General features: G+C 47.8%; 16 protein-coding genes. 8 read left to right on the top strand and 8 right to left on the bottom strand.

All coding sequences use genetic code 11. The annotated features are described in order from the left end of the window. Positions 1–164: 164 nt before the first annotated feature. Positions 165–1,079 carry an LEA type 2 family protein gene (locus IC230_RS10955; RefSeq protein WP_191039027.1) on the bottom strand — a complete coding sequence of 305 codons (915 nt, stop codon included), beginning with the start codon at positions 1,077–1,079 and terminating at the stop codon, positions 165–167. A gap of 160 nt (positions 1,080–1,239) precedes the next feature. On the opposite strand from IC230_RS10955, the gene IC230_RS10950 reads away from it, so the two are divergent. Together IC230_RS10950 and IC230_RS10945 are read left to right on the top strand one after the other, a co-directional pair. Further along, positions 1,240–2,010 (top strand): META domain-containing protein, encoded by a 771-nt coding sequence (locus IC230_RS10950; RefSeq protein ID WP_191039026.1) that lies wholly within the window; start codon positions 1,240–1,242, stop codon positions 2,008–2,010. Between the two features lie 148 nt (positions 2,011–2,158). Further along, entirely contained in the window at positions 2,159–5,593 is a 3,435-nt protein-coding gene (locus IC230_RS10945; protein ID WP_191039025.1) for a ThuA domain-containing protein, read from the top strand. Between the two features lie 213 nt (positions 5,594–5,806). On the opposite strand, the gene IC230_RS10940 is transcribed toward IC230_RS10945, so the two are convergent. The 4 genes from IC230_RS10940 to IC230_RS10925 all read right to left on the bottom strand — a co-directional run bounded on the left by IC230_RS10940 (position 5,807) and on the right by IC230_RS10925 (position 12,062). Then, the gene (locus IC230_RS10940; RefSeq protein WP_191039024.1) at positions 5,807–6,553 is read right to left on the bottom strand and encodes a GLPGLI family protein; all 747 of its coding nucleotides are present in this window, start codon (positions 6,551–6,553) and stop codon (positions 5,807–5,809) included. A 105-nt stretch (positions 6,554–6,658) separates the two neighbouring features. Further along, complete coding sequence (locus IC230_RS10935) at positions 6,659–9,496, bottom strand: TonB-dependent receptor domain-containing protein (RefSeq protein WP_191039023.1); 2,838 nt, start codon at positions 9,494–9,496, stop codon at positions 6,659–6,661. A gap of 221 nt (positions 9,497–9,717) precedes the next feature. Then, positions 9,718–11,052, bottom strand: coding sequence for an aminodeoxychorismate synthase component I (gene pabB, locus IC230_RS10930; RefSeq protein ID WP_191039022.1), 1,335 nt, complete (start codon positions 11,050–11,052; stop codon positions 9,718–9,720). Between the two features lie 2 nt (positions 11,053–11,054). Further along, entirely contained in the window at positions 11,055–12,062 is a 1,008-nt protein-coding gene (locus IC230_RS10925) for an NYN domain-containing protein (RefSeq protein ID WP_191039021.1), read from the bottom strand. Positions 12,063–12,451: 389 nt separating this feature from the next. On the opposite strand from IC230_RS10925, the gene hisB reads away from it, so the two are divergent. The 4 genes from hisB (at position 12,452) to IC230_RS10905 (ending at position 16,813) form a co-directional block, all read left to right on the top strand. Then, on the top strand, positions 12,452–13,600 hold the full coding sequence (gene hisB / locus IC230_RS10920; protein ID WP_191039020.1) for a bifunctional histidinol-phosphatase/imidazoleglycerol-phosphate dehydratase HisB: 1,149 nt from the start codon (positions 12,452–12,454) through the stop codon (positions 13,598–13,600). 274 nt (positions 13,601–13,874) lie between these two features. Further along, the gene (locus IC230_RS10915) at positions 13,875–14,441 is read left to right on the top strand and encodes a 1-acyl-sn-glycerol-3-phosphate acyltransferase (RefSeq protein ID WP_191039019.1); all 567 of its coding nucleotides are present in this window, start codon (positions 13,875–13,877) and stop codon (positions 14,439–14,441) included. Between the two features lie 154 nt (positions 14,442–14,595). Then, a complete protein-coding gene (locus IC230_RS10910; RefSeq protein ID WP_191039018.1) occupies positions 14,596–15,990 on the top strand; it encodes a DUF3500 domain-containing protein in 1,395 nt (464 codons plus the stop codon). A 358-nt stretch (positions 15,991–16,348) separates the two neighbouring features. Beyond that, on the top strand, positions 16,349–16,813 hold the full coding sequence (locus IC230_RS10905) for a response regulator (protein ID WP_191039017.1): 465 nt from the start codon (positions 16,349–16,351) through the stop codon (positions 16,811–16,813). 80 nt (positions 16,814–16,893) lie between these two features. On the opposite strand, the gene IC230_RS10900 is transcribed toward IC230_RS10905, so the two are convergent. Continuing rightward, positions 16,894–21,420, bottom strand: coding sequence for a CheR family methyltransferase (locus tag IC230_RS10900; RefSeq protein WP_191039016.1), 4,527 nt, complete (start codon positions 21,418–21,420; stop codon positions 16,894–16,896). A 96-nt stretch (positions 21,421–21,516) separates the two neighbouring features. On the opposite strand from IC230_RS10900, the gene IC230_RS10895 reads away from it, so the two are divergent. After that, positions 21,517–22,545: a chemotaxis protein CheB gene (locus IC230_RS10895; RefSeq protein ID WP_191039015.1), complete on the top strand. Its 1,029-nt coding sequence runs from the start codon at positions 21,517–21,519 to the stop codon at positions 22,543–22,545. Positions 22,546–22,657: 112 nt separating this feature from the next. Beyond that, positions 22,658–23,083, top strand: coding sequence for a response regulator (locus IC230_RS10890; RefSeq protein ID WP_191039014.1), 426 nt, complete (start codon positions 22,658–22,660; stop codon positions 23,081–23,083). Between the two features lie 166 nt (positions 23,084–23,249). Here the strand turns inward: IC230_RS10890 and IC230_RS10885 are convergent, their stop codons facing one another. Together IC230_RS10885 and IC230_RS10880 are read right to left on the bottom strand one after the other, a co-directional pair. Further along, positions 23,250–23,780: a hypothetical protein gene (locus tag IC230_RS10885; RefSeq protein WP_191039013.1), complete on the bottom strand. Its 531-nt coding sequence runs from the start codon at positions 23,778–23,780 to the stop codon at positions 23,250–23,252. Between the two features lie 223 nt (positions 23,781–24,003). Next, positions 24,004–24,324: a hypothetical protein gene (locus tag IC230_RS10880; protein ID WP_191039012.1), complete on the bottom strand. Its 321-nt coding sequence runs from the start codon at positions 24,322–24,324 to the stop codon at positions 24,004–24,006. Between the last annotated feature and the right edge of the window lie 57 nt (positions 24,325–24,381).

Below are 24,381 nucleotides of genomic sequence, written 5' to 3'. Positions count from 1 at the left end.
AACTATTTTCCGATACGTTTCCACAGTCCGTGTGCTAACCAACGGACCTGGCGTAGTGAGGCATCGAACAAATATACGTTCTTAATCAAACGGACGAATTGTACTCACGCGACATTTTCAGTTCCAGTTGCTACAGGCAGTACGTCGCAGAGAAGTAGACTAACTTATTTTTTCAGCTTCCTTAAATCATCCAGCGTACCTTTGATCACAGCCGCAAACTTACTGTCGTCGATGGCCATATTGCCCTTTTTGTCAATGAGTTTACAGCTAAAATTAACCCGATAGGGCGTACCTTTTTTATCGAACAGTAGTTTAGGTAATACGCTCAGCGTCTTGCCCGGCCGGGCTGTAACGGGAAAAATAACAGGCGTAGTAGCCTGCGCTTTGATGAAAACAGGATCGGGCTGATGACCATCGGCAATCTCTTTGCCATCAATCGAAACGGTATACCGTGCATCGGCCATGCTGAACGCAAATTTATTTTTATTCACTATGTTCACTTTGGTGGCTACGTCCGTTCGCTTAAGTCCCAACGGACCAAAGTCGATGTCCTCGATCTTAATCTGTGGAATGTAAAATGTCGGTAGTTTTCGCTCAATTGTAACAGCGAATGTTTTTTCGCCGACAATCGGCACGTCCAGCGCAAAGGATGCTTGCACCTTATACGTTGTACTATCAATGCCTTTCCGTTCCAGAGTTTTCAGTACGTCCGTTAATGTTTTGGCCATCACTTTGACCGGCAACGTAATTAGCGTACTGTCACCTGATTTAAGTTCGATCGTTTTTTTGTACGTGTCCTTAATGACAGGCGTATTGGCAATGTATACCGTATAGTCCATCTGATGCGCCTTGAATCCTACGGGCAACGGGTTATCGATAAGCAATTCCATCGTCATATTGATGGCTTCATCGCTCATATCATTGATGTTCATCCGGCTTAACTCCAGGCGAGGTTTGAGCGTATTATCGTGCGGATCGCCACTAATCGCTCGCTTATCGGTCGTGTTTTTATACCAGATATAGGCTCCAGCAAAGCCGATTAGCAATAGCAATCCCACAATAAGCCAGCCCTTTTTCATAACGTATCTATTCGGTTGTATGTAAACTAGTAACCGTGATGATAATCAGGCTGTTCTAAATGTGACAATAAACTATAGTTCTGGTGCTTTACTACCAGAGTTATTAAACTTTTCTGTTGTCAGTAAGTCTTACAAATACACTTTATTGATTCAATTGCACATGCGTACCGTTTTGTTTGGCATACTTTTTCTGGTTGCTGCCTGCCGACGACCATCAACCCAGTTTGCGTCCATGCTCTCGCCTATTAGCGAATTAGCTGATTATTCACGTTACCTAAAATCCGGTGACGAACTGGTAGCTCTGGGTAATGATCCTGCCTGGTCATTGAGGATCAATCCATCGAAAGGAAACATGGTCTTTAAAGCAGGGAAAGAGGACAGTCTGACCATGTCCATCCCAGAGCGCCAGACGGATTCGGATGGTGTATTTCGATATAATACCAAAGCCGAGTCTGGTAGCCTGAACGTTGTTTTTAGACCTGATAGTTGTGTCGATGCGGTATCGAAGCAACGGTACGACTACCGGGTTCAGGTCGACGTGGGGGGTAAAAACTACGTAGGTTGTGGCGTTTCCCTGCAAAAAGTGGCTTTATTGCAGGATATCTGGGTACTTACTGATTTTCAGGGACGTAGCATTAAGGCCGGTGGGCCGCGTAACGAAGTACCCCGTCTGGAAATATCCTTGACGGAAGGCCGGGTTACAGGCACTACTGGCTGCAACCAGCTTAGCGGAACGGTCAAGGCCGATACGCGTCAGATTCAGTTCGGTCCTATGGCAATGACCAAAATGGCTTGTGTAGGCGAAGTCGGTACGTTCGAAAATACGTTTCTGAATGCGCTGGTTCAGCCCCTTGCTTATCAGGTAGCGGAAGGCAAACTAACCTTTCTCCAAAACGGAAAGCAATTAATGACCTTCAAGAAAGTAGATTAAGCTGATTTTAATCCTTAATACAAGCGAATGCCTGTTCTATGGAGTTCGCTTTTTTGTTACTTTTGTTTCTAGATAAAAGCCAATTGTATCTCTAAATAAGTTAAGGGTTTAACTACTCTTTCATTTATTTAACCAACCTAACAACTTTATGAAAAACTTACGGCTTCCCACCCGTGCGTGGCTACTAACGGGTGTGCTGGCCACTACCCTACTCAGTACGGATATACCGGGCTGGGCACAAACGATGGCCAAGCGTAGTACAGCTGCTGGATCGACAACAGCTGCCACCGAGAATCCGGTTGCCCTGAATCGAGTGCTGGTTTTTTCGAAAACCAAAGGATTCCGGCATGCATCCATTCCAGTCGGCAAGCAGGCCATCATGAAACTCGGCAAAGAGAATGGATTTGCTGTCGATACGACCGAAGACGCGGGTAAATTTACCGAAGCCAATTTGAAGCAATACAGCGCGGTTATCTGGCTTAGTACGACAGGTAACGTTCTCGACGATGCACAACAGGCAGCTTTCGAACGGTATATCCAGGCAGGGGGTGGTTTTGCCGGTATCCACGCGGCTGCCGATACCGAGTATGACTGGCCCTGGTACAATCAGTTAGTGGGTGCTTATTTCTTAAATCACCCAAAGCAGCAAAACGCTGAGATCGTTATCGTTGATAAAAGTCATCCATCGACGAAAATGCTGCCTGACCGCTGGAAACGGTTCGACGAATGGTACAGCTACAAGAGCATTGTTCCTGAAATGAAAGTGCTGGGTAAGCTGGACGAAAAAACCTACGAGGGCGGAAAAAACGGCGACAATCACCCCTTCATCTGGCACCGTGATTTCGACGGTGGAAAGTCGTTTTATACCGGCGCCGGTCATACCGACGAATCGTATAGCGATCCTATGTTCCTGCAGCACATTCTGGGTGGGATCAAATCCGTTATGGCGACCAGTCTGAAATTTGGCCAAGCCAAAACGAAACCATTCCCCGAAGAAACTCGCTTTCAACAAGAGGTTCTGGTTCAGGGGATGGACGAACCAACCGAGTTAGCCGTGCTGGACAACGGTAAAGTCCTGTACGCACAACGCAAAGGGGAGTTGAGCGTTTACGACCCTAAAAAAAAAACCAAAAAAATAGTCGCTAACTTCCCAGTGTTCACCAAGTTCGAGTACGGCCTGATGGGGCTCAACGTTGACCCGAACTTCAAGCAGAACAAATGGATTTATGTTTATTATTCTCCCGTAACAGGTGCTACCGTTGCAGATACAGCCCAGCACCTGTCACGCTTTGTTTATGACGACGTAAGAGATACCGTTCTGCTGAACACCGAAAAAGTGCTGCTGACAATCCCCGTCAAACGCGACGGCTGCTGCCACACAGGCGGCTCGATTGCCTGGGATCGGAAAGGCAATTTATTTCTTTCGACGGGCGATGATACCAATCCGTTCAATTCCGACGGCTTCGCGCCCATTGATGAACGGCCAGGTCGTAAAGGCTGGGACGCTCGCCTGACATCCAGCAACACAAACGATCTGCGCGGAAAAATCATACGCATTCATCCGGAAGCTGACGGTACGTATACCATTCCCGATGGCAACCTGTTTCCGAAAGGTAATCCAAAAGCTAGAGCCGAAATTTACGTCATGGGAAACCGCAACCCCTACCGTATTTCGGTCGATCAGCGCACGGGTTACTTGTATTGGGGAGAAGTAGGTCCAGACGCTGGTAACAACAGCGAGAAATACGGTCCACGTGGTCACGACGAAATCAATCAAGCCCGGCAGGCAGGCTATTTTGGCTGGCCGCTGTTCGTAGCGGATAACCGCCCCTATCACCAGCGTACGTTTGCCGACAGCACCACCGGGCCATTATTTGATGCGCAGAAGCCTATCAACGACTCACCGAACAACACCGGCCTGAGAGAATTACCTCCCGCTCAGAAAGCCTACATTTATTACCCTTACGCCGATTCGCCGGAATTTGGGGATATTGTTGGCAAAGGTGGACGTAACGCCATGGGCGGCCCGGTCTATTACTACGACGATTATCCGGAATCAGCCGTAAAATTTCCTCGTCACTACGATGGCAAATTCTTCGCATACGACTGGATTCGCGACTGGATTCACCCTGTTACGATGAAAGAAAACGGCGATTTCGTGAAAATGGAGGGCTTTATGCCCAGCACGAAATTCTCGCACATCATCGACATGCAGTTCGCCAATGACGGTTCGCTCTACACAATCGAATACGGTCAGAAATGGTTCGGTGCCAATGCCGATGCCCGCTTGTCGCACATCACGTATAACGCGGGTAATCGTAAGCCCGTTGCCGTTGCCAATGCCAATAAGATGGTCGGTGGGGCTCCACTGGTCGTGAAATTCGATTCGAAAGGGTCGATGGATTACGATGGCGATGCGCTAAAATACGAATGGTCGTTTGGCAAGGGGATGCCGAAACAAACGACGGCGAACCCGACCGTTACGTTCGCGAAGCCAGGTGTCTATCCGACTACGCTAAAAGTGACTGATGCTGCCGGGAACGTAGCGACGAAAACGATGGATATCAAAGTAGGCAATGACGAGCCTAAAGTAGAGGTAGCCGTGACGGGTAACAAAACGTTTTACTTCCCGGACAAACCAGTCAAATACGCCGTAAAAGTCGTTGATAAAGAAGATGGTACGTTGCAGAAAGGCATTAGCCCCGAAGACGTAACGATGACGATCGACTACCTTGAAGGTTTCGATAAGACGATGCTGGCGCAGGGACACCAGGCCAATACAGGTTATTCGACTGGTAAGCGATTAATTGATCTAAGCGATTGCAAAGCTTGCCATACGATTGATCAAAAGTCAATCGGGCCCGCTTATCTCGACGTAGCGAAGAAGTACAAAGGCTCGCAGGTGGAAAGCAAACTGGTTCGTAAGATCATTACGGGCGGTGGCGGTGTCTGGGGCGAACAGGCTATGAGTGCTCACCCGCAACTGAAAGAAAGTGAAGTTACCGACATGGTCCGCTACATTCTTTCCCTGGCCGATGATAAATCCGCGAATCGTAAGCCTATTGCGGGCGATTACGTACCGGCTCAGCAGAAAAAAGACGGTTCCTACGTACTGACCGCTACGTATACTGACCGGGGCAATGGCACCATCGGCCCGTTAACGGGTTCAACGTCGCTGGCGCTACGGTCGCCCATGCTGAAAGCGGTTTCGGCCGATGTGAAACGGGACATTTTCGAGTATGATGTTCCCAAAATTGGCCTATCAGCCATCGGTTTAAAATCGGGTAGTTACCTGGAATTTACTGATATTGATTTAACCGGTATTCAGGGAGTTACGGCTTCGGTCTTTGCCTCAAACGACCAGGTGGCGGGTGGCAAACTGGAAGCTCGACTGGATTCTCCAACCGGTACGTTGCTGGGAGACGTTGAGGCCAAAGTTGGCGCAACGGGTATGGTTAACCTGCCGTTCCGCCAACCAGTTACGGGCGTTCACAAGCTTTACTTCGTTTTCGTAAACCCGAGTGCCGGACAAAAACCTTTGTTTGCCGTCGATAAGGTCCAGTTTAGCACACAGGGCATGTAAGAGAGCAGCGTTTCTGTCCAACAAAAAGCCCCGGAAGTGATTTCCGGGGCTTTTTGTTGGACATTCAGGCAGGCTATTTGTTTTGTTCCGAATCTGTTCTATCTGGTCATGTTACACTAATGGGGCTAGTGGTGTCGGGTTCTCAAACCCGACACCACTAGCCCCATTAGCCCATGTCTATGATTCACGGTAGAACTCAGCTGAGACCGAGACTCAATACCGAACGGTCCAGAAAGGGTTTCGGTGGGCTGTCATGCTCTCGGCAATGTTCTGCTGAATAACCGCGTCGTACACTTTGTCATTAATTTTCTTCCCTTTTGTTTTAGGTAGTTTCAGATCATCGGGAGTCACCGGCTTAAACGTTACATTTGTCGCTTCAATCACCATATCGCCATCGTTAACGTCTAGTTCCAGAATCAGGCCGGGCAAACTATTGACGCGTTCTGGCCCAGCTGGAACGGGAATATCCTGCGCAAACCAGGCCGTAATTTTCTGCTTTTTAATGGGGTCTTCTGTTTCGGCTTTCATGCATATATAGCCCGCCACTTCTTTGATCTGATTCCCAATTTTCCAGACCGGCGCGTTCAGTGAATCGTCGATAATATAGGTTTTGCCCAACATCTCGATGATGTCAGTCTTTTTTTCTTTTTCGAAATTACGATAGATATAGTATTCCGATTTTCGCCAGGAATAGCCTCCTTCTTCGGGTTCATCGCTGAAATACGTATACAAACTCTCGTTGGGACTGAACGCCATTTTCATTTTGATTCCTTTGTCCTTTTCGGCCCAGTTTTTCCAGGTCTGCGACTCCCGGTCCTTTTGCTCCTGACTCAAAAACGGCAGTCGATTGATGATCTTCAGCCATTGTTCTTTGCGAACGTACGTAACAACACCTTCAGTTTTCTGGGCCATCGTTGCTGAGCTGATCAGCAAACACAGGATTACGAGTAGTCTTTTCATTGGGTAGTAGTTTCAGTTTTCCCCGCTGTGGAGTCAGGTTCTCAAACCTGACTCCACAGCGGGGAAAACTAGTTTTTTCATGTTACAATTTAGATACGTGTTATATCAATATCCGTCCCGGCGCATTTTGGCCTGAACGCCCCGCATGTTATACGTAAAGCCAATGGTAAAATACCGCGCCAGCGTTTCAATGGTCTCCGACTGGGTGTAATTGACGCCCCGGTTGAGCGAAACCGATACGTTCCGATTCAGCATATCAATTGCCGTCAACCGGATTTCAGCCCGTTTGGCTTTGCCCAGAATATGATAGACCGATGCGTTCCAGATTGGAATGCGCAGATCGAAATTCAACTGCTCATTCCTGTTGACCCGGTAGTTCAGGTTTGAATTGATGTAAAATTCGTGCGGCAGTTTCAGCGTCAGTTCACCACTGAAGTTGTTGTTCGTAAACGACTGATTCCGGTTCGGGTTAATCGAAAATTCGTTATTCGTTACGTTCACATTAGCATTTCCGTAGAACGTCAGCCACTCAACGGGCGTCAGGCTCAGTCGGGCGCCGAGGTTGTAGCCTCGCACTTTTGTATCGTTAATCACGCCATTGATTCGGGACGGATTATTGCCCAGATTGAAACCTCCGTTTAGATCCAGCGTTGCTTTGGTCTTTTTCAACGGGAATCCAAAACCGATGTAGGAGCCCAGGTTTTGACCACCCGAGAAGTTTTCGGGTTTGATCACCGTTACCAGCGTCTGAGGATCGGTATTCTGACTATAGACAATCTGGTTAACGAATTTTGTACCGTATAGACTGATATAGGCATTGATAAAATTCCCTGGGTTGAAATAGTTGAAATAAGCGTTCAGGTTATGACCCAGTTGAGGCAGTAAATCCGGGTTTCCCTGGTTGATAAACAGCGGATTACTGTTATTGATAACGGGCTGCAAATCGCGTGAGGTCGGTATCTGAACATTTACGTTATAGCCAGCCCCCAGATACCGGTTATTTTTCATACTGTAATTCAGCCCGACGTTTGGAATGACGGTCGTAAAAACCCGGTTTATGTTCTGGAACGTAGCCGCCGTTTGGTCGGGTGCAAACTCGCCGTTGAGCGTAAATCGCTGGCCCGCCAGACCCGCCGATATATTCAGCCCTTTATAGGAATAACGAACGCTGCTCCCCAGTCGATTATAGACGTAGTTGTTTTTATAATAAAGACTCAACGTATCATTCCGAATGTACCGGCTATCACCCCGATTGAAGACGTCATGGTCGACTTCGTCATTGCGCAGGCTAAAATTAAAGAAGGTTTCCCAGGTGTATCGCTTGGCAAAGGGTTCTACGTACTGCAGGCTTGCCTTATATTCACTGCGAATAATATCATTGCGTTGATCCTGATGAATATCCGGCAATCGATTACCCGCGCTGATGGGTCCGGTATACGTATTGCGCGAATCCAGATTCAACGTAGCGTCGTTGGTATTAACTTCGTATGTAGCGCTGGCAGCAAAGCTGCGGCCTTTTTTACTGCGCATTTTATGCCGGTAAATCAACGAGTTCGACATAGCGAATTGCTTTTGTTCGCTGTTATTAACGCTTTCGTTGTCAGTGATGGCGCCGTTGCTGCGGGTTAGCAATTGCTTCCGGAAAAGCTGCGCGTTCCCAACACCGTAGCGACTGTTGTTGATAAAGACCAACGTATTGAGCGAATCAATTTCCTTTTCGTAGCGTAAACTTGCCCGATGATTCCCGTTAAAATTAATCTGATTACTGGTCTCGTCAGTTTTGTACTGATCCTGCGGTAACGTATTGTCGCGATTACGCCGGGCATTCAGGTCGATGCGGGTCTGATTGTAGTAGTAGCTTCCACTGACTTTTTTCTGCTTCGTATCGTAGTTGTAGTTAGCGCCCGCAGCCGCGTTATTGGAGAAACCTACCCCCTGCCGTCCACTTACCGGAATGCCTAACCCCTCGTCGCCACTGTCTGAAAAATAAAAGTAATTCCCGCTGAAACCGAAGTCGGCGTTTTGGTTAGCGTTGTAAGCGTTACTCCCCCGAAAATCCTGATAATCATCGCGCGAGAGACCCTGCTGGTTTGTGTTATTGCCCAGGCCAACGAGCGAAAACTGATGTTTGGCGTTAAATTTATTATAACTGCCTTTGGCTTCGGCACGGGCCGATACGTTGTTAGAAGCCGGACCGGCGGCCGCCGTTACTTTCCCAAACCCACCCTTTTTAAATTCTTCTTTCAACTCCAGGTTTACCGTTTTTTCCTTCTTCCCATCGTCGATGCCGGTTAACTTCGCCTGCTCAGTTTTATCGTTGAAGACCTGCACTTTCGTAATGGCTTCGGCCTGTAGGTTTTTGGTGGCCTGTTTTGGGTCGTTCCCAAAGAAATTCTTCCCATCGACCGTTACCCGCTTCACGTCCTGTCCCTGCGCCTTGATGTTACCGTCCTGATCGACCTGAACACCCGGCAGTTTACGTAGCAGATCCTCAACCGTCGATCCGGGCGGCACCTTAAACGAACTGGCGTTATACTCAATCGTATCCCCTTTGATCGTTAGCGGAGCCTTCGCTGTTTTTACCACCACTTCGAATAACTCTTTGGTGATGGGTTTCATTTTCAACGCGCCCAGATCCATAACCGCTTCGCCGGTTGGCTTGATGAGCTGGTTGTACGGAATGAAACCAACAAACGAGATTTTCAGAGTATACGTCCCCGTTTTAATGTTCTTGAAGGCGAAGGCCCCCGTTGTGTTCGCTCGGGTGAAATTAACCAGCGATGAATCTTTCGGATTCAGTAGCATAACCGTCGATTCGGCCAGCGGAGCCGCTGCCGTGTCTACAGCACGTCCCTGAAGTGTAAAACGGGCAGGTGGTGGACTTTGCGCGTAAAGCGCGGCCGTCAGTAGACATAGCACGGCCAACAGGAAAAGGTTTTTCATGGAGTGTTAGTACTAAAGAGATTAGGAAGTATGCTGGCAAAGCTAATTGGATAAATGTAGCTCTGTTTATGCGTTAACGATTTTTAACTAAATTTATAGTAGCAAAATTTAGTAAACGGTCAACACACTCACAATGAGTCAAGTTTATCCCTGAACGTTGCAAGCCTTATCGTATAAGAGGATAAAAAAAGAGAAATTCCACAAGCGAGAGGTTACTTTTTTTAATCGGGAGTTAATCGCACTTGTTTAGCTTCTTCCAATACTTCCCGAATAGCTCGCGCTTTTAACAGGCATTCTTCCCATTCCTGCGCCGGATCGGCATCGTAGGTAATGGCACTCCCGACCGAAAAAGAGGCATACTGACGTTGAGCGTTGAAGAGTAATGTTCGAATCACGACGCTGAAATCAAAATCGCCGTCGGGTGTTACGTAGCCAATCGCCCCCGAATAAACACCCCGCCGACTCACTTCCAACTCATCGATCAATTCCATCGACCGGATTTTAGGTGCGCCTGTCATGCTCCCCATCGGAAACGCATTCTGGATAGCATCCGCCCACGTCACGTCCGCACGTAGTGTTGCTGAGACAGTAGAGATCATTTGATAGACCTGCTGAAATCCGTAAATACCAAATAGCTCATCAACCTGTACGGAACCCGTTTCGGCGCTACGGGCAAGGTCGTTACGAACCAGATCGACAATCATCAGATTTTCGGCCCGTTCTTTCTCGGAGTTCAGCAACTGAGCCCGTAGGTTAGCGTCTTCTTCGAGCGTTTGTCCACGCCGGATGGTGCCTTTGATTGGTTGTGATAAAATATTACGTCCTTCTTTTTTCAGAAATCGTTCCGGCGACGCTCCTATAACGTACTGGTGACCAATTTTCAGAAAACTCGAAAACGGCATGGGCGACCGTTGGTTCAACGCGCGATACGTCGCCAACGGGTCGAGTTGAGTACGTTCACTGAAAAACTCGAGGCAGTAATTCAACTCATAAACATCGCCCGCCCGAATGTGCTGCTGAATCCGCCGAACATTGGTCTGGTACTCATCGGACGTAACGCGGCAGTGGATTTGGGCGCGGGGCATGGGAGACGGGGTATGGGGTTGACTGTGCGTTTGTAACTGGCCCCATAATTTGTCTGGGTCGCCATGCCCATTGATCACTATTGCTTCTGACTCGAAATCGATAACCCATTCGGGTTCAACAAAATAGACATCCGGAAAGCCTAGTCGGTTTGGGTTACGGCTGCTTAACGATTCAAGCTGGTTCTTAAGATCGTACCCAAAATAACCAACCAAAAACGATGGTTGAGCGCGATGAGCTGCGTATAGTGTTTGAAACACGTTTGCGCTCTTTGTCAGCGCATCAGAAAACGGAATGACCCGCTTCGCACCGATAAAGAGTCGGTTCGGAAACGGGTCATTCGGGTAAGCAATATGATTATTGTTCAGAAAAGCCACAAAGCCTTCCTTCGTATTCTGCTGCGACACAGCCCAGGCCAGCGCACGCCAACGGAACGTAGTCAGGTCATCAACCGTTACGCGCAGGCTATTCATCCTTACGAGCGTACCAGACGTACGTCAACAGCGATATCCTTGCCTTCGGCATTCTGACTGACGGTAAATTCAACTTCATCGTCGACCTGCAATTCATTAAAATCAGTATCTATCAAACTTGTATAGTGAAAAAACAGGTTGTTAGGCGGAAAATTAATGAACCCATATCCCGTTTTCAGGCTACGCACCGTACTGATCTTACGCCCTTCCGGATCATCATCGACCATTGGATCGACATTGTAGTTGGGTTCGTCAATGGGTGCATAATCGTCGTAAGAATGTCCATTGGCGAATCCGGTGGCATAGCTGTTCCCATTGGCAGCCGTTGCAAAAGCTGGCCGAGGCTGCGTTTGCTGCTTTACGAAAAGATTCTGAATGACCATGTCGTTCCGGCGACTCCGATCGTCAATGACTCCATGCATACCAACCGGATACGATACCTCCTCCAGTAAATCCTGCGAGGTGCGCGTCACTTGTTTTTCACCCTGTTCGTTCAGGAATTCAAAATCCCAGCTCAACACCATAATTCGTGAGCCGAGCGTATTCAGTTTACGGATCAGCGGTACGTAGTCACCATCCGATGTAATCAGCACAACTACGTCGAATTTTTTGTATTGCGCCAACTCGAATGCTTCGAGCGCCAGCCATACATCAATCCCTTTTTCCTGCCGGTAACCCTGATACGTTTTAACAGGTAAGTAATGTGTTACGACTCCCTCCGACATCAGAATATCGTCGAATAAGCGATCATAAAAGAGTTGATTACCCCGCTGATTAGCTTCGTGCGCATTCAGACGGCCCCGGAAATAGTGGGCATCAACAATCTGGCACAACCGTTCATTGACTCCTTCTTCTTCGGCTACCTGCCGCCGAATAAATGCATGCAAGCCTGAGATACTGATCCGACTACGTCTTTCGTGAGAATAGTTGTAATAGTTACTTACGTGTAGAAAATAATTTCCGTCATAAAAAACCCCAATACGGGTTAATCTGGATGATGTCGCAGACATATCTTACTTTAGAGTTTATAATTTGTATGATTTTATAGAGTAATTCCTTTATAAGGCAAAACTGTTCTTTTGTGATTCTAGCTTTATATATGGTGTGTATTTTTAGATAAGCTGATTTTTTAATCGTTTGTTCTATATGCACAACTAAAAACGTAAGCAAGCTATTTGGTAACAAGCTATTAATTAGAAGGAGGTACTATTTGGGCCTGTAATCACGGGGCAAGGGCTACTATCCAGAAGGCACTGTATAATACTTACTACTTAATAAACTAAAAACTACGTATCTAGGTAACACTAACAAACCACTACAAGAACTCGTCTGCAAACATAACACATTTTCGTATGCAATGTTCCGAGAGTGTATCTTTGTCGGTTTACTTTGGCCCACTATGCGAAAAATACTGTTTATTGACCGCGACGGAACCCTCATTATCGAACCCCAGCCCGATCAGCAAGTCGATTCATTAGCTAAACTTGATTACGTTCCGAAAGCGATTTCAGCCATGCGCAGGATTGCTGAAGAAACCGATTACGCCCTGGTCATGGTGACGAATCAGGATGGACTCGGTACTGATTCGTTTTCAGAAGATACGTTCTGGCCCGCCCACAACAAAATGTTAGCTACGTTCGCGGGTGAAAATGTGCAGTTCGATGCGGTTCACATTGATCGCCATTTCCCACGGGACAATTCGCCAACTCGCAAACCCGGCATTGGCATGTTAATGGATTACTTCAGCGATACGTATGATCTGGCGAATAGCTACGTCATTGGTGACCGACTCACGGATGTACAGTTAGCGGTTAATCTGGGTGCCAAAGCGATTCTGTTTCTGCCACCAAACGGGTTATCGGCGGTTCAATTTGCGGATGTAGATGGCCTGACGGATACGATGCAACAGGCGATTGCTTTCAAAACCGATAGTTGGGATGAGATTTACGAATTTCTGCGGCTGCCATCGCGTATAGCCACGGTTGAACGGAACACCAAAGAAACCCAGATTCGGGTCGAGTTAAATCTGGATGGTACAGGTCGGGCCAACATGCATACGGGTCTTGGCTTCTTCGATCATATGCTCGACCAGGTAGCTAAACACTCGGGAGCCGATCTGGCAATCCATGTCAACGGCGACCTCCACATTGATGAGCATCATACCATCGAAGATACAGCCTTAGCTTTGGGCGAAGCGTACCGACGCGCCCTCGGCGACAAACGAGGCATTAGCCGGTACGGGTTTCTGTTACCGATGGACGAAGCGCTGGCGCAGGTCGCTATTGACTTTTCGGGTCGGCCCTGGCTGGTTTGGGATGCCGAGTTCCGACGGGAGAAAATTGGGGATATGCCTACGGAAATGTTTTTTCATTTCTTTAAATCGTTCTCCGATACGGCTCAGTGCAACCTGAATATCAAAGTCGAAGGCGATAACGAACACCATAAGATCGAAGCTATTTTCAAAGCGTTCGCCAAAGCGATCAGGATGGCTGTTCGACGCGACATTAAAGAACTGGACAACCTTCCAAGCACGAAGGGCGTTTTGTAATAAAAACCTACAAGGTTTAAAAGACCTTATAGGTTTAAAGTCAAAAGGCTGTCTTATTTTTGCAGCGACATTCAACTGAATACTGACATGGATTTATCAACACCTTTGACACTTCTATTCTACGCTGTTCTGCTGGCCGCTTCGTTTATAACGGGCCGTTGGTTAGAGCGCAACGATCGGAAGTATTAATTTTACCGGACCGCCGGGGTGTCAATAGTCGATCGTGATTACTAGTTATTGACTATCGACGGTTAGCTATCGACTATTGACTATTATGCTTGGTGCCATTACCCGTTGGTTATTCAAAATTGCTGGCTGGCGGGTAGTTGGCCCTATTCCAACCTTACCAAAAGCCATTTGGGTAGTTGCTCCGCACTCAACCAACTGGGATTTTCTGCTGGGCCTGGGCATTCGTCCCACCATTCACATCTGGATTCAGTATCTGGCTAAAAGTTCGCTATTCACCTGGTATTCAGGCTGGTTATTTCGGGCATTAGGTGGCAAGCCCGTATATCGTGATAAATCGCATAACCTGGTCGATGCGATGGTTGCTGTTTTCAATCAGCATGAACGGCTTCACATTTGTATTGCGCCTGAAGGCACCCGCAGCAACGTATCGAAACTAAAGACGGGTTTTTACTACATATCCCTCGAAGCCCACGTTCCCTTTATTCCGGTCGGTTTCGACTGGCCTCGCAAGCTTATTATCCTGGGCGAACCCCTATATGCAACGGGCAATTACGCAAGCGACATGGTTCCTTTTTACGAATTTTTCTCGCAGGTACAGGGGGTGAAAAAAGACTGGCTCAGACAGTGGGAAGAAACAGGAGTTATAACCTGATTGGCCAATTTACCTGCTCTTTCCGCCATGTGGGATAGAAAGCACCGTTGCATAGGTTCAGTCACTCACCTTGGTTTGCCAGAGTTATACTAACCAGTTGCAACAGAATTTAATTACCAACGTACCAATAGAAGCAGATCGTTAGTTTACGCTCATGAACAGACAACCCATCCAACTGGCCTTATCATTTTTACTGTTCTTATGCGTGGTCATTTCCTGCAAAAAGACGGAAAATGATATAATCCTGGCTCCATCGATTAACTGTATTACGACGGCACTAACCAATACCTCGTTCACTAATAATGGCTTAGCGCAAAGCACAACCCTATCCGTCGGATTGAGCGATGCACTCGCCGGATCGATTACGTTTAATATTGCCAGTTCAAATTCTAATTTTACCCCGACAACTTATACTACTACTGTAACGGTAGGACAAGCTTCCGTTGCCATTCCACTTACATTTGACGGCACATCGAGCGTAACGTCGGAGACCATTACAGTATCGGCAACCACCTATGGCACAGGTGTCTGCACAGCTGTAGCCACTATCTCAGCAGGCTCATCGACTACGACGACAACAACCGACTGCAGCACGGCAACAACCCCAACAGCTAAGGTCGTTTGTGCGGCCAATGCCTTCCTGGCAACGTTAAACGATGCCCAGAAATCGGCCGTTGTACTCAGTTATACCAAAGACAATGCCATCAAGTGGTCGAATTTACCCTGCGGGTCAGGTTGCCGGGTTGGATTGCAGTTGAGCTCGCTGACAAGTACCCAGGTAGCAGCTGCGCTGGCCGTTGTTCAGGCAGCCACCGGCACAACGACGAATGAAGGATATGACGAAATTATGCAGATTCGGGCGGCAGACGATGTGCTGGGGTCCGTCAACAGCATGGGCTATTCATCGGGCATTTATTTTATTGCTTTTTTGGGAACACCCTCAACGACAAGCACCTGGCAGTTTCAGTTTGGTGGCCATCATTTAGCAGTCAATAAAACCTATAACGCGGGAGCGGTTCAGGGGTCTACACCCCAGTTTGAAGGCGTTGAGCCGAAAAGCTGGACCGCCACGAACGGCACAGTTTATGCCCCGCTTAACAGTGAACAGGCCGCTATGGCTGCGATGCTGGCGTCGCTAAGTAGCACGCAACTCGCCAGCGCCAAACTCAGCAGCACCTTTAGCGACGTAGTATTGGGCCCAAACAACGACGGGAAGTTTCCAGCAACGAAAGTAGGCCTTCGGGTTAGCAGCTTAACGACCGAACAGCAGGCACTGGTCCTGGCGGCTATGAAACCCTGGGTTCAGGATACGGATGATGCTTCAGCGGCTAGCTTACTCACTACGTATCAAAGTGAATTGGCAAATACCTACATCGCCTACTCTGGTAACACTGCCCTAACGAACAACGCTGATTATGTACGTATTGATGGACCAAGTGTCTGGATCGAATTCGTTTGCCAGACGGGAGTCGTTTATCCCACTCAGATTCATTACCACAGCATCTGGCGTGATCATACCCGCGATTATGGTGGCAACTTCACGTTCTAATTCTGCTTTCACAACCCTTTTCACTGCTTACTAAAAAGTAGTAAGTTATACCAAGACGACTGGCGCTCATGCTGATTTACCGATCAGTACGAGCGCTTTCTTATGACCAATGCCAACTAGTGATTGCTCTTGGTCTTCGCAGTAAGCTGGTTCTGCTTTTCGTCGTTACCGCTAGCTCACATTTGGCCAGAATTATTCAAGATAAAGACAAAGAATTAACTAACGCTTTAAAATCGTTGTTTACATTATCACTCTTTAGAATGATTTATTAACTTTAATAGCCATCTAATCAATTACTTATCCTTTTTGATATTATTGGCTCCTATTTGTTACCTTTCCTCTATAATATAAAACTTAGATGACTAAATCTGCCTTAGCTAAGCATTCTAAAGACCAGAAAGCTACTATTCTGGTAATTGAGGATAATGACGATCAGTGGTTTCTCATCCGCTTGGCCTTACAACAACGTTTTCCCGAAGTTGAAGCTGTCTGGATGTCAGATAAGGCGCAGGTGATGACCTATCTGGAAGAATGTGTACAGAATTTGCGGGAGTTGCCCAGGCTAATTCTACTGGATTTATATCTGCCTTATCGCCAATACGGCTGGGACTTGTTAGAGAGTCTAAAAACGCATCACGTCTACCGTGAAATGCCCGTTATCCTGTTGAGCCAATCATCGGATGCTGAAGACATTAGTGAGTCATATGCGTTACGTGGCAACTCATACATCGTGAAACCATGTGCTTACGAGAAATGGCTCGCCTGTATTTCTTCCATCCGCCAGTATTGGTGGGATGCCGTTACATTGCCGAAGTATATTTAATAGGCGAATGACCGTATCTGGATTAGTCTGTCTTACCAGACAACAGGTAGTCCAGCTACGGTCGTGGCCTTATTAACCCGTTAAATAGGGTTATACGATCGGGGAAACGTCAACTGAAAACGCGTCCCAACACCCGGCTGACTATCTACTTCCATCTGGCAATTCAACAACTCACACAACTGACGGACAATGAGCAAACCAATACCTTCGCCCGACTTTGAATGCGCTTCTTGCGGTAAACCGGGTCCGGTATCGGTAATGGTCAACTGCCAATGATCAGGGTCAGAAGCGGCTCCCCAGCTTACGATTACCCCGCCTGTCTTCGTATATTTCAAGGCATTGAGCAATAAATTTTGAGCAATGCGGTGAACTTTCACGGCATCGCCTTCAACCGAAAATGCTTTCTCACCTTCCTTACGTAACCACAAACCGCGCTCATCGGCTAACGGACGCACACTGTCTTCGATGCCACTAAGTAATTCAGCGGCATCGAAGACACCGATCTGTCGCTGTTCCTGTCCCGATTCCAGCCGGGCCACGTCCAGCAATTCGGTAAGCATACTCGTGGCCTGCTGCAGATTCCGCTGGAGCATCGATAGCATGATGCTACGTTCCTCATCAGTGCCAGCAATATCCAGCAACGTAGCAGCCCCCTGAATGATCCCGAAATTACCCCGCAGGTCATGCGAGGTCGTGCGCAGGAATTCACCCCGGTCCCGGATTTGCTGGCGGAGCCTGGTCAGGATATGAATATTTTTGTTTGATTTTTCTAGTTCATTCAGCAGGTCGCTTTGCTGTTTCCCAGCCTCCTTCAGCGGAGTAATGTTCTGGCCTGTCAGCACAACCCCATCATCAAACTTAGTAAGCGTGATTAGCATCCATTCACCGCTCCCTGGGTCTTGGCGCTCCTCCATAAATGGTACACCAGTTTCCAGTGTATGCCGAACGATTTCGACAGTACGCTCTTGCCAGAGCTTATCGGATAACTGAGAGACAGGCCGACTCACCAATCGTTCTATAGGTAAGCCAGCAATTCGGGCGAACTCGTGATTACAAACAACTAAGCGAAAATCAGTTATCGTGTCGTTCTCGCGAATCGGCTTCAGAAACCCAATAGCCGCTTGTGAACTGTTTAGTACTACCTGTAGATTAAAAGCGTTTTCCCGTGCCTGCTCCCGGGCCTTCTCCAGATCTGAAATGTCGCGGGCGATAGCCAGCACACTCCTGACAATCCCATCAGGGCCGAATTCTGGCACTATACGTGAATAATACAGAGCCGTACCGTTCGGTGTGGAAAGTTCGTTAACATGTTCCTGCGGTTGTTTAGTCCTGAACGTCTGCCGTAATTTATTCATGTAAGGCTGAGCAACGGCATCAGGTTGACCCATCTCGGCGTTGGTCTTACCCAGGAGTTCATCAAGTGGCAGTCCCGTTTGACTAACGAAAGCACTGTTAGCAAACAAGAGTTTAAGATCCTCGTCCCAGCGCGTAATGGCATCAGGCGTATTTTCGACGAACGTGATTATTTGGAGATTGGTTTGCTCTGATTCGGTCGCTCGCTCCTGCACGCGCCGATCAAGTTCCCGGTTCATTTCGGTTTGCAGATGCACATCGGCCACACTACCAATATACCCATTGAATAGCCCATTATCTCCAAAGAGCGGCTGGGCATTTTCCAGCATCCAATGATAGTCGCCGTCGTGTCGGCCTAGTCGATACTCTACAGTAAACGGCTGCTGGGCTTTTACGTGAGTCGTATAAGTTTTTATATAGGCAGCCCAATCGTCTGGGTGGAATGCTTCTACCCAACCATGCTGCTTTACCTCTTCCAGAGAACGCCCGGTGTAGTTAATCCACTCTTTGTTCAGGAATGTAATGTTGCCCTGTGCGTCGGTCACCCAGATCAATGTAGGGGCATTGTCGGCAATTTGATGAAACCAGGCCTCGCGCTCAATCACTAATTGCTGCGCGCGCCGGTGTTCAGTAATGTCTTCGATAGCCAGCAGAATTGACTCCTGTTGCCGCACAACCCGCCGGGCATTGAGCGACAGAATTTTCGCTCCAGTCTCGACCGATGTATACGTCAGTTCAAACCCCAGAAACTGCACATCAGACGTAATGATGTCGGTAAGCATGAGCCGGAGTTCAGGAATGTCCCACTGACGATTACCCAGTTCGTAGATAAGCCGTCGCTCCGTCTCTTCCTCATGAAGTTGAAACAGCCGATAAAACGCCTGATTGGCACTCTTGACCCGTAAATCAGTATCAAGGACCAGTGTAGCTTCGCGGATGGTTCCGAAAATATCTTCGGCAAACTGGTAAGATTCTGACAACTGGTCGTTACGTACTTGCAATTCCTGATTAATCGTCAGCAATTCTTCGTTGGTCGATTCGATTTCTTCCTTACTGGTTTCGAGTTCTTCGTTGATGCTTTGCAGCTCTTCGTTGCTGCTAATGATTTCCTCATTGGCCGACTGGAGTTCTTCGTTGCTGGCTTCCTGTTCTTCAATGACTGAGCGCATATCCTCCCGCAGATTAGTCAGTTCAGCCTCCAGTTCTTTGATCCGTCGATTGCGGGCGTCGGCGGTTCGGGTGGTGGGCACAACGGGCGGCTCGATTTCTTCAAAAATGATTAGAAATAACCGCTCTTCGCCTATCGTTTCGAGGGGTACGGCTTCAATCGCTACGTAATGAACTTTGTTTTTTACTTTGATTTCTAAGTTGCTCTTGCGTACGGGCTCATTCAGTTTCTGAGCTTTATGAATCACGTTACGCAGTTCGAAGACCAACGACGGACGAGCCATCTTGATGAGATTCAGACTCGCTTTGCCGGGTGCCGGTTCAAGAAACAGGCCCGTTGAGCCCCGAAACAAGAGTATTTCCAGATCCTGATTGACAACGACACTGGCGGGTACGTACTGATTCAGCAACAGATTATCGACAACTTTATCCAAATCAGAGGCTAATCCGCCCCACCGCCCCTGAGACGACGCAATACGCCCAGAAGATTCGCCATTACCCTGGCCTATCGTTTTTGAAGTCAATACCGAACGATTCATAACGGAATCGCCGTCTAACTGGCGGGGTGCCATGGTAAACGTAGCGCGGCTATCAACGTCGTTTTTTCGGGCGAAAATTTTATAATTCTTCTCGACCTGCGAAAACAACGGAGCCGATGTACCTACCGTTTCAGATTTGCCGAGAATAAGATAGCCGTTCGGGTTCAGTCCGTAATGAAACGTAACGATTGCTTTGCGCTGGAGGGGAGTCTCCAGGTAGATCAGCAGATTCCGGCAGCTTATCAGATCGAGCCGAGAAAACGGTGGATCTTTCAGCAGGTTATGGGGCGCAAATACACATATATCCCGCACCGCTTTGTTGATGCGGTAATGGTCGTCTATTTTCGTAAAGAACCGTTGTAGCCGCCGGGCCGATACGTCCATGATTTCGCCCCGCGTATAACTCCCCATGCGGGCTTTTGCGACCGCCGATTCGCTTAGATCCGTAGCGAAAATCTGGATGGTCCGACTAAGGGTACGATCGCCCAGAACCTCTAGCAACAGCATGGCAATGGAGTAAGCTTCCTGGCCCGTTGAGCAGGCGGGCACCCAGACACGTATCGGTTCCTGAGGTATTTTGTCCTTTACTAATTGCGGCAGCAACACTTTCTGGACGTAATCCATCGTCTCGGCATCCCGGAAAAACGTCGTTACGTTAATCAGCAGATCGTCATAGAGCAGACTAGCCTCTTCGGGGTGGTTTCGCAGATAATCGGCATACTCGTTCAGAGAGTCCAGTTTATAGAGCAGCGTCCGGCGAATGATTCGTCGGCGAATCGTCGTTACTTTATACTGACCGAAATCCATTCCGGTAGAACGACGTAGTAACTGGATAATCGTCCGTAAGTCTTCATCCGTACTTGATGCGGGTTCGGTCTTTGAGGCTTCCAGACTTTCGGTTTCCTGGGCTTCCGTCAGAATGGTCTGCTGGAAAATGGCCGTTTGCTTACTCAATCGCTCTAGTTCTTTGGCAATTGCGGCCGGAGACAACACCCGATCAACCACGCCCTCGGCAATAGCCGACCGGGGCATGCTCTGAAATCGGGCCGTATCATCCTGCGCAAACGTAATGCCACCAGCCGCCTTAATGGCCCGTAAACCCAGTGTTCCATCGGAGGCCGTTCCCGACAGTACGATGGCAATAGCCCCTTCTTTCTGCCGTTCTGACAACGATAGAAAAAACTGGTCGATGGGCATATGAATCACCGAGCGGGCCGTGCGCGGCACCAGCGTCAGCACACCATCCAGCACTTCCAGATCGCGGTCGGGGGGAATAATGTACAGGTAATTTGGCCTGATCCGCATCAGATGCTGGGCTTCCAGTACAACCATTTCCGTCACCCGCCCCAGAATATGGGCCAGGTGGCTTTCCTGAGTTGGATCAAGGTGCTGGATATACACATACGCCAGTCCAGTTGTTGGCGACAGATTTTCAAGGAGTTCCACTACAGCCTCCTGCCCACCCGCGGAGGCACCAATAGCGACAATGGGAACGTTATGAGGAAGTTCAGGCTGGGAGGAATCAGAATCCTCTTTTTTTTTCGACATATTCTGTTGACTGCTTATGAACCAAGAGACAGTCCTGAAGTTAAGGTAGGATAGAAGTTGAGTAATTACTATCTAAAGGTAACCCTTTCGATCAAGATGGCAAAGCGGGATATTATTGTTATTGGCGCATCGGCGGGTGGCGTTTATGCCCTGAAAGAATTAGTAGCAACTTTGCCAGCTGATTTTAAGGCATCAATCTTCGTTGTGTTGCATATATCGCCCCATTCACCCAGTTACCTGCCTGATATTCTCAACGCATCGGGCCCGTTGAAAACGGTTCATCCCAAAGATGGTGAACTTATTTTGCCCGGCCATATTTACGTAGCCCCGCCTGACCATCACCTGCTGGTTGAATATGATCAGGTCATTGTTAAGCGAGGGCCCAAAGAGAACCGATTCCGCCCATCCATCGACGCGCTGTTCCGTTCAGCCGCCTATACCTACGGACCGCGCGTCATCGGCGTCGTACTGACGGGCATGCTCGATGATGGTACGTCGGGCATGTGGTCGATTAAGCGACTCGGCGGCACGTGTATCATTCAGGAACCTGAAGAAGCCATGTATTCCAGTATGCCAGACAACGTACTGAACTACGTGGATGTCGATTATAGTCTGCCCATTGCTGGCATAGCCTCTTCACTCATTCAATTAAGCAGCGAAACGGTCCCCGGTAAACTCGAACTGCCATCTGATGAAGAACAGCGTCTGGAAACCGAGATAAATATTGCCGCCGAGGACAATGCGTTCGATATGGGCATTCTGAACATGGGTGAGCTGACGTCTCTAACCTGCCCAGAGTGTAATGGAGCCTTGATCAGCATTAAAGAAGGAAAAATCATTCGGTATCGGTGCCATACGGGTCATGCCTATACCGCTAGTTCGTTGCTGGCCGAAACTACGAAAGTGGTAGAAGAATCGTTCTGGAAAGCCATACGCAGCCTGGAAGAAACTGTCATTCTGCTCGAACACTCGGGAAAACATTTTGCCGAAGGTGGTAACGAAACAGCCGCTGAGCAATTCCTCGAAAAAGCTAGGCAAACGCGTGAACGCGCCCGCAAAACACGCGACTTCGCTATGCACCAGGATAAATATAGTGAAGACTCAGCGGTACCTAATCAGCCATAAATAGGCGATAATGAGAGCTTTACATACTATTTACCGTTAGAATCTCTCTACACACTTCTTTATTTGGTTTAGTTAAAAACGTGAGCCCGCTTCTTGACCGAATACACTCCTGATGACTTCTACCCGCTTCATATGCATTGTTGATGATTCAGCGGATTACCGCCTGTTGCTTCAGCAATTGTTGCTTCGATTTTTGCCAGATTATCCTGTACGCTTCTTTGCTAATGGCAAGATATTTCTGGAAGAACTTCGTGAGATGAGCCATCAGCCAAGTCTTATTATTCTTGATCGTCACATGCCAGAGATGAATGGTCATCAAACACTGGAGTATCTGAAACAACATCCTGCGTATCGAACGATTCCGGTAGTGATGATGAGCAGTGTAGCTTCTGAGTCTGAAATTTATGGCTGTTATGAGTCAGGTGCGAATTCGTTTCTACTAAAACCCACCGATTTCGAAGGGCTCAGGAATACGATCGTAACCGTTTGTGACTATTGGCTGAAACTTAATCAGGAGCCTGTCACTCCGGACAGGTAATTAACAACTCAGAACAGCTTTGGGTACAACCCACGACAACGGACGACCATCCTATTGACCCCTCCCCCGTGGGCTAATTTTGCAGGAGTTTTATGGCAGCCCCGTTAGGATCATTCTGTTACCAGGATTTATTTTGGTAACTCCACCCAAACTAGAAATAGCATAATTAACAACTTTGATCCAGTTGGCTCATTTTGTCAAGCACCGATTGCCGCTCAGTTTTTGTCCGGGCAACATATCCCTTATACGTATTGATAATTATGTTGTAGTGCCTGATGAGTCTAGTTCGTTCACGATTGCCGTATCGCATCTTTTCAGCTCGCTGAGCCTGTTGCTTAAATGCATCAATCACCCGATCAAAATGAGCGATTCTGTCATCAAATAATCGGATACGTTGCCGATTCATATTCTGCCGCCATTGCTTATGAAAGGGGGCAGAAGAACGTACCGGCTTTTTTAGAACTGCCCGCCATTGCTTTTCCAGTTTTTTCATAACAGCGGAAAGCGGTTGCCCATCAAACACTTCGGGAGGTAGTTCCGTACGTTTGCCTTCATCGACAATATGCGCCAGAAGAAGTGTGTGCCCTTGAAAAACAATGATATTCAAAATGTCCAGAGCGTCCTCAAGACTGGAAAGATCACAGGAGAAATCATGTTGAACAGCGTTCTCGCCAATTGCCGTGAATGAGAGCGTCATAGAAGTGGTATTGAATAAGGCAGACAGCCTGATCGTCCATTTAGCAATAATCAGTTCCTGAAAGGAGAGGCAAAAAACGCGGCTGGTGATAGTTGGTCTGCTACCTCAGCGAAATCTAACAGTTTTCAATCATATTTACATATAATTAGCAAAAATCTTTTTTAGAGTACTTAAGCGAAAGAATCATAAACCAAATAACTGGTTACTAGCTGATGCATCGCAGCTAAATACTAACCCTAAACGTAATGTGCTTAAGTCCACCGTCGATGGAACGATCCTGGACAATTACTCCGGACTCTTCATTATACAGCCGGTCGCCTACCTGAGGTAATAGGCCAAATGTGTGATGAAATTGCTGAATACTGTTGAAGCAGACCGCCATTTTTTCTATATACGTATCAGCGACGATGGGGTCGTCGTACCAATGGTCAACTCGAGATAACAGCTTCGCCTGATGTAACAGCTTATCCGAAAGAATGAATTTAATTTTCCACCCCCGGACCATCCAGGTGTCTTGTTCAATGGTATCGACAATCGCTTTCATGAGGGTAGTGGTCTATAGACCATGTGTTAACACACCTACCTATGTGACAAGTAAATT

The sequence above is a fragment of the Spirosoma validum genome, assembly GCF_014699035.1.
Classification (GTDB): Bacteria; Bacteroidota; Bacteroidia; order Cytophagales; family Spirosomataceae; genus Spirosoma; species Spirosoma validum.
The sequence above is the reverse complement of the archived record's forward strand: the minus strand, read 5'-3'. Positions and strand labels throughout refer to the sequence as shown.

What these genes read in the sequence shown, in the direction of transcription:
- IC230_RS10940 (WP_191039024.1), bottom strand. Translation starts at nt 6,553, where the DNA reads ATGAAAAGACTACTCGTAATCCTGTGTTTGCTGATCAGCTCAGCAACG.
- IC230_RS10955 (WP_191039027.1), bottom strand. Translation starts at nt 1,079, where the DNA reads ATGAAAAAGGGCTGGCTTATTGTGGGATTGCTATTGCTAATCGGCTTT.
- IC230_RS10885 (WP_191039013.1), bottom strand. Translation starts at nt 23,780, where the DNA reads ATGACGCTCTCATTCACGGCAATTGGCGAGAACGCTGTTCAACATGAT.
- IC230_RS10895 (WP_191039015.1), top strand. Translation starts at nt 21,517, where the DNA reads ATGGCAAAGCGGGATATTATTGTTATTGGCGCATCGGCGGGTGGCGTT.
- hisB (WP_191039020.1), top strand. Translation starts at nt 12,452, where the DNA reads ATGCGAAAAATACTGTTTATTGACCGCGACGGAACCCTCATTATCGAA.
- IC230_RS10890 (WP_191039014.1), top strand. Translation starts at nt 22,658, where the DNA reads ATGACTTCTACCCGCTTCATATGCATTGTTGATGATTCAGCGGATTAC.
- IC230_RS10915 (WP_191039019.1), top strand. Translation starts at nt 13,875, where the DNA reads ATGCTTGGTGCCATTACCCGTTGGTTATTCAAAATTGCTGGCTGGCGG.
- IC230_RS10910 (WP_191039018.1), top strand. Translation starts at nt 14,596, where the DNA reads ATGAACAGACAACCCATCCAACTGGCCTTATCATTTTTACTGTTCTTA.
- IC230_RS10880 (WP_191039012.1), bottom strand. Translation starts at nt 24,324, where the DNA reads ATGAAAGCGATTGTCGATACCATTGAACAAGACACCTGGATGGTCCGG.
- IC230_RS10950 (WP_191039026.1), top strand. Translation starts at nt 1,240, where the DNA reads ATGCGTACCGTTTTGTTTGGCATACTTTTTCTGGTTGCTGCCTGCCGA.
- pabB (WP_191039022.1), bottom strand. Translation starts at nt 11,052, where the DNA reads ATGAATAGCCTGCGCGTAACGGTTGATGACCTGACTACGTTCCGTTGG.
- IC230_RS10905 (WP_191039017.1), top strand. Translation starts at nt 16,349, where the DNA reads ATGACTAAATCTGCCTTAGCTAAGCATTCTAAAGACCAGAAAGCTACT.
- IC230_RS10925 (WP_191039021.1), bottom strand. Translation starts at nt 12,062, where the DNA reads ATGTCTGCGACATCATCCAGATTAACCCGTATTGGGGTTTTTTATGAC.
- IC230_RS10945 (WP_191039025.1), top strand. Translation starts at nt 2,159, where the DNA reads ATGAAAAACTTACGGCTTCCCACCCGTGCGTGGCTACTAACGGGTGTG.
- IC230_RS10900 (WP_191039016.1), bottom strand. Translation starts at nt 21,420, where the DNA reads ATGTCGAAAAAAAAAGAGGATTCTGATTCCTCCCAGCCTGAACTTCCT.
- IC230_RS10935 (WP_191039023.1), bottom strand. Translation starts at nt 9,496, where the DNA reads ATGAAAAACCTTTTCCTGTTGGCCGTGCTATGTCTACTGACGGCCGCG.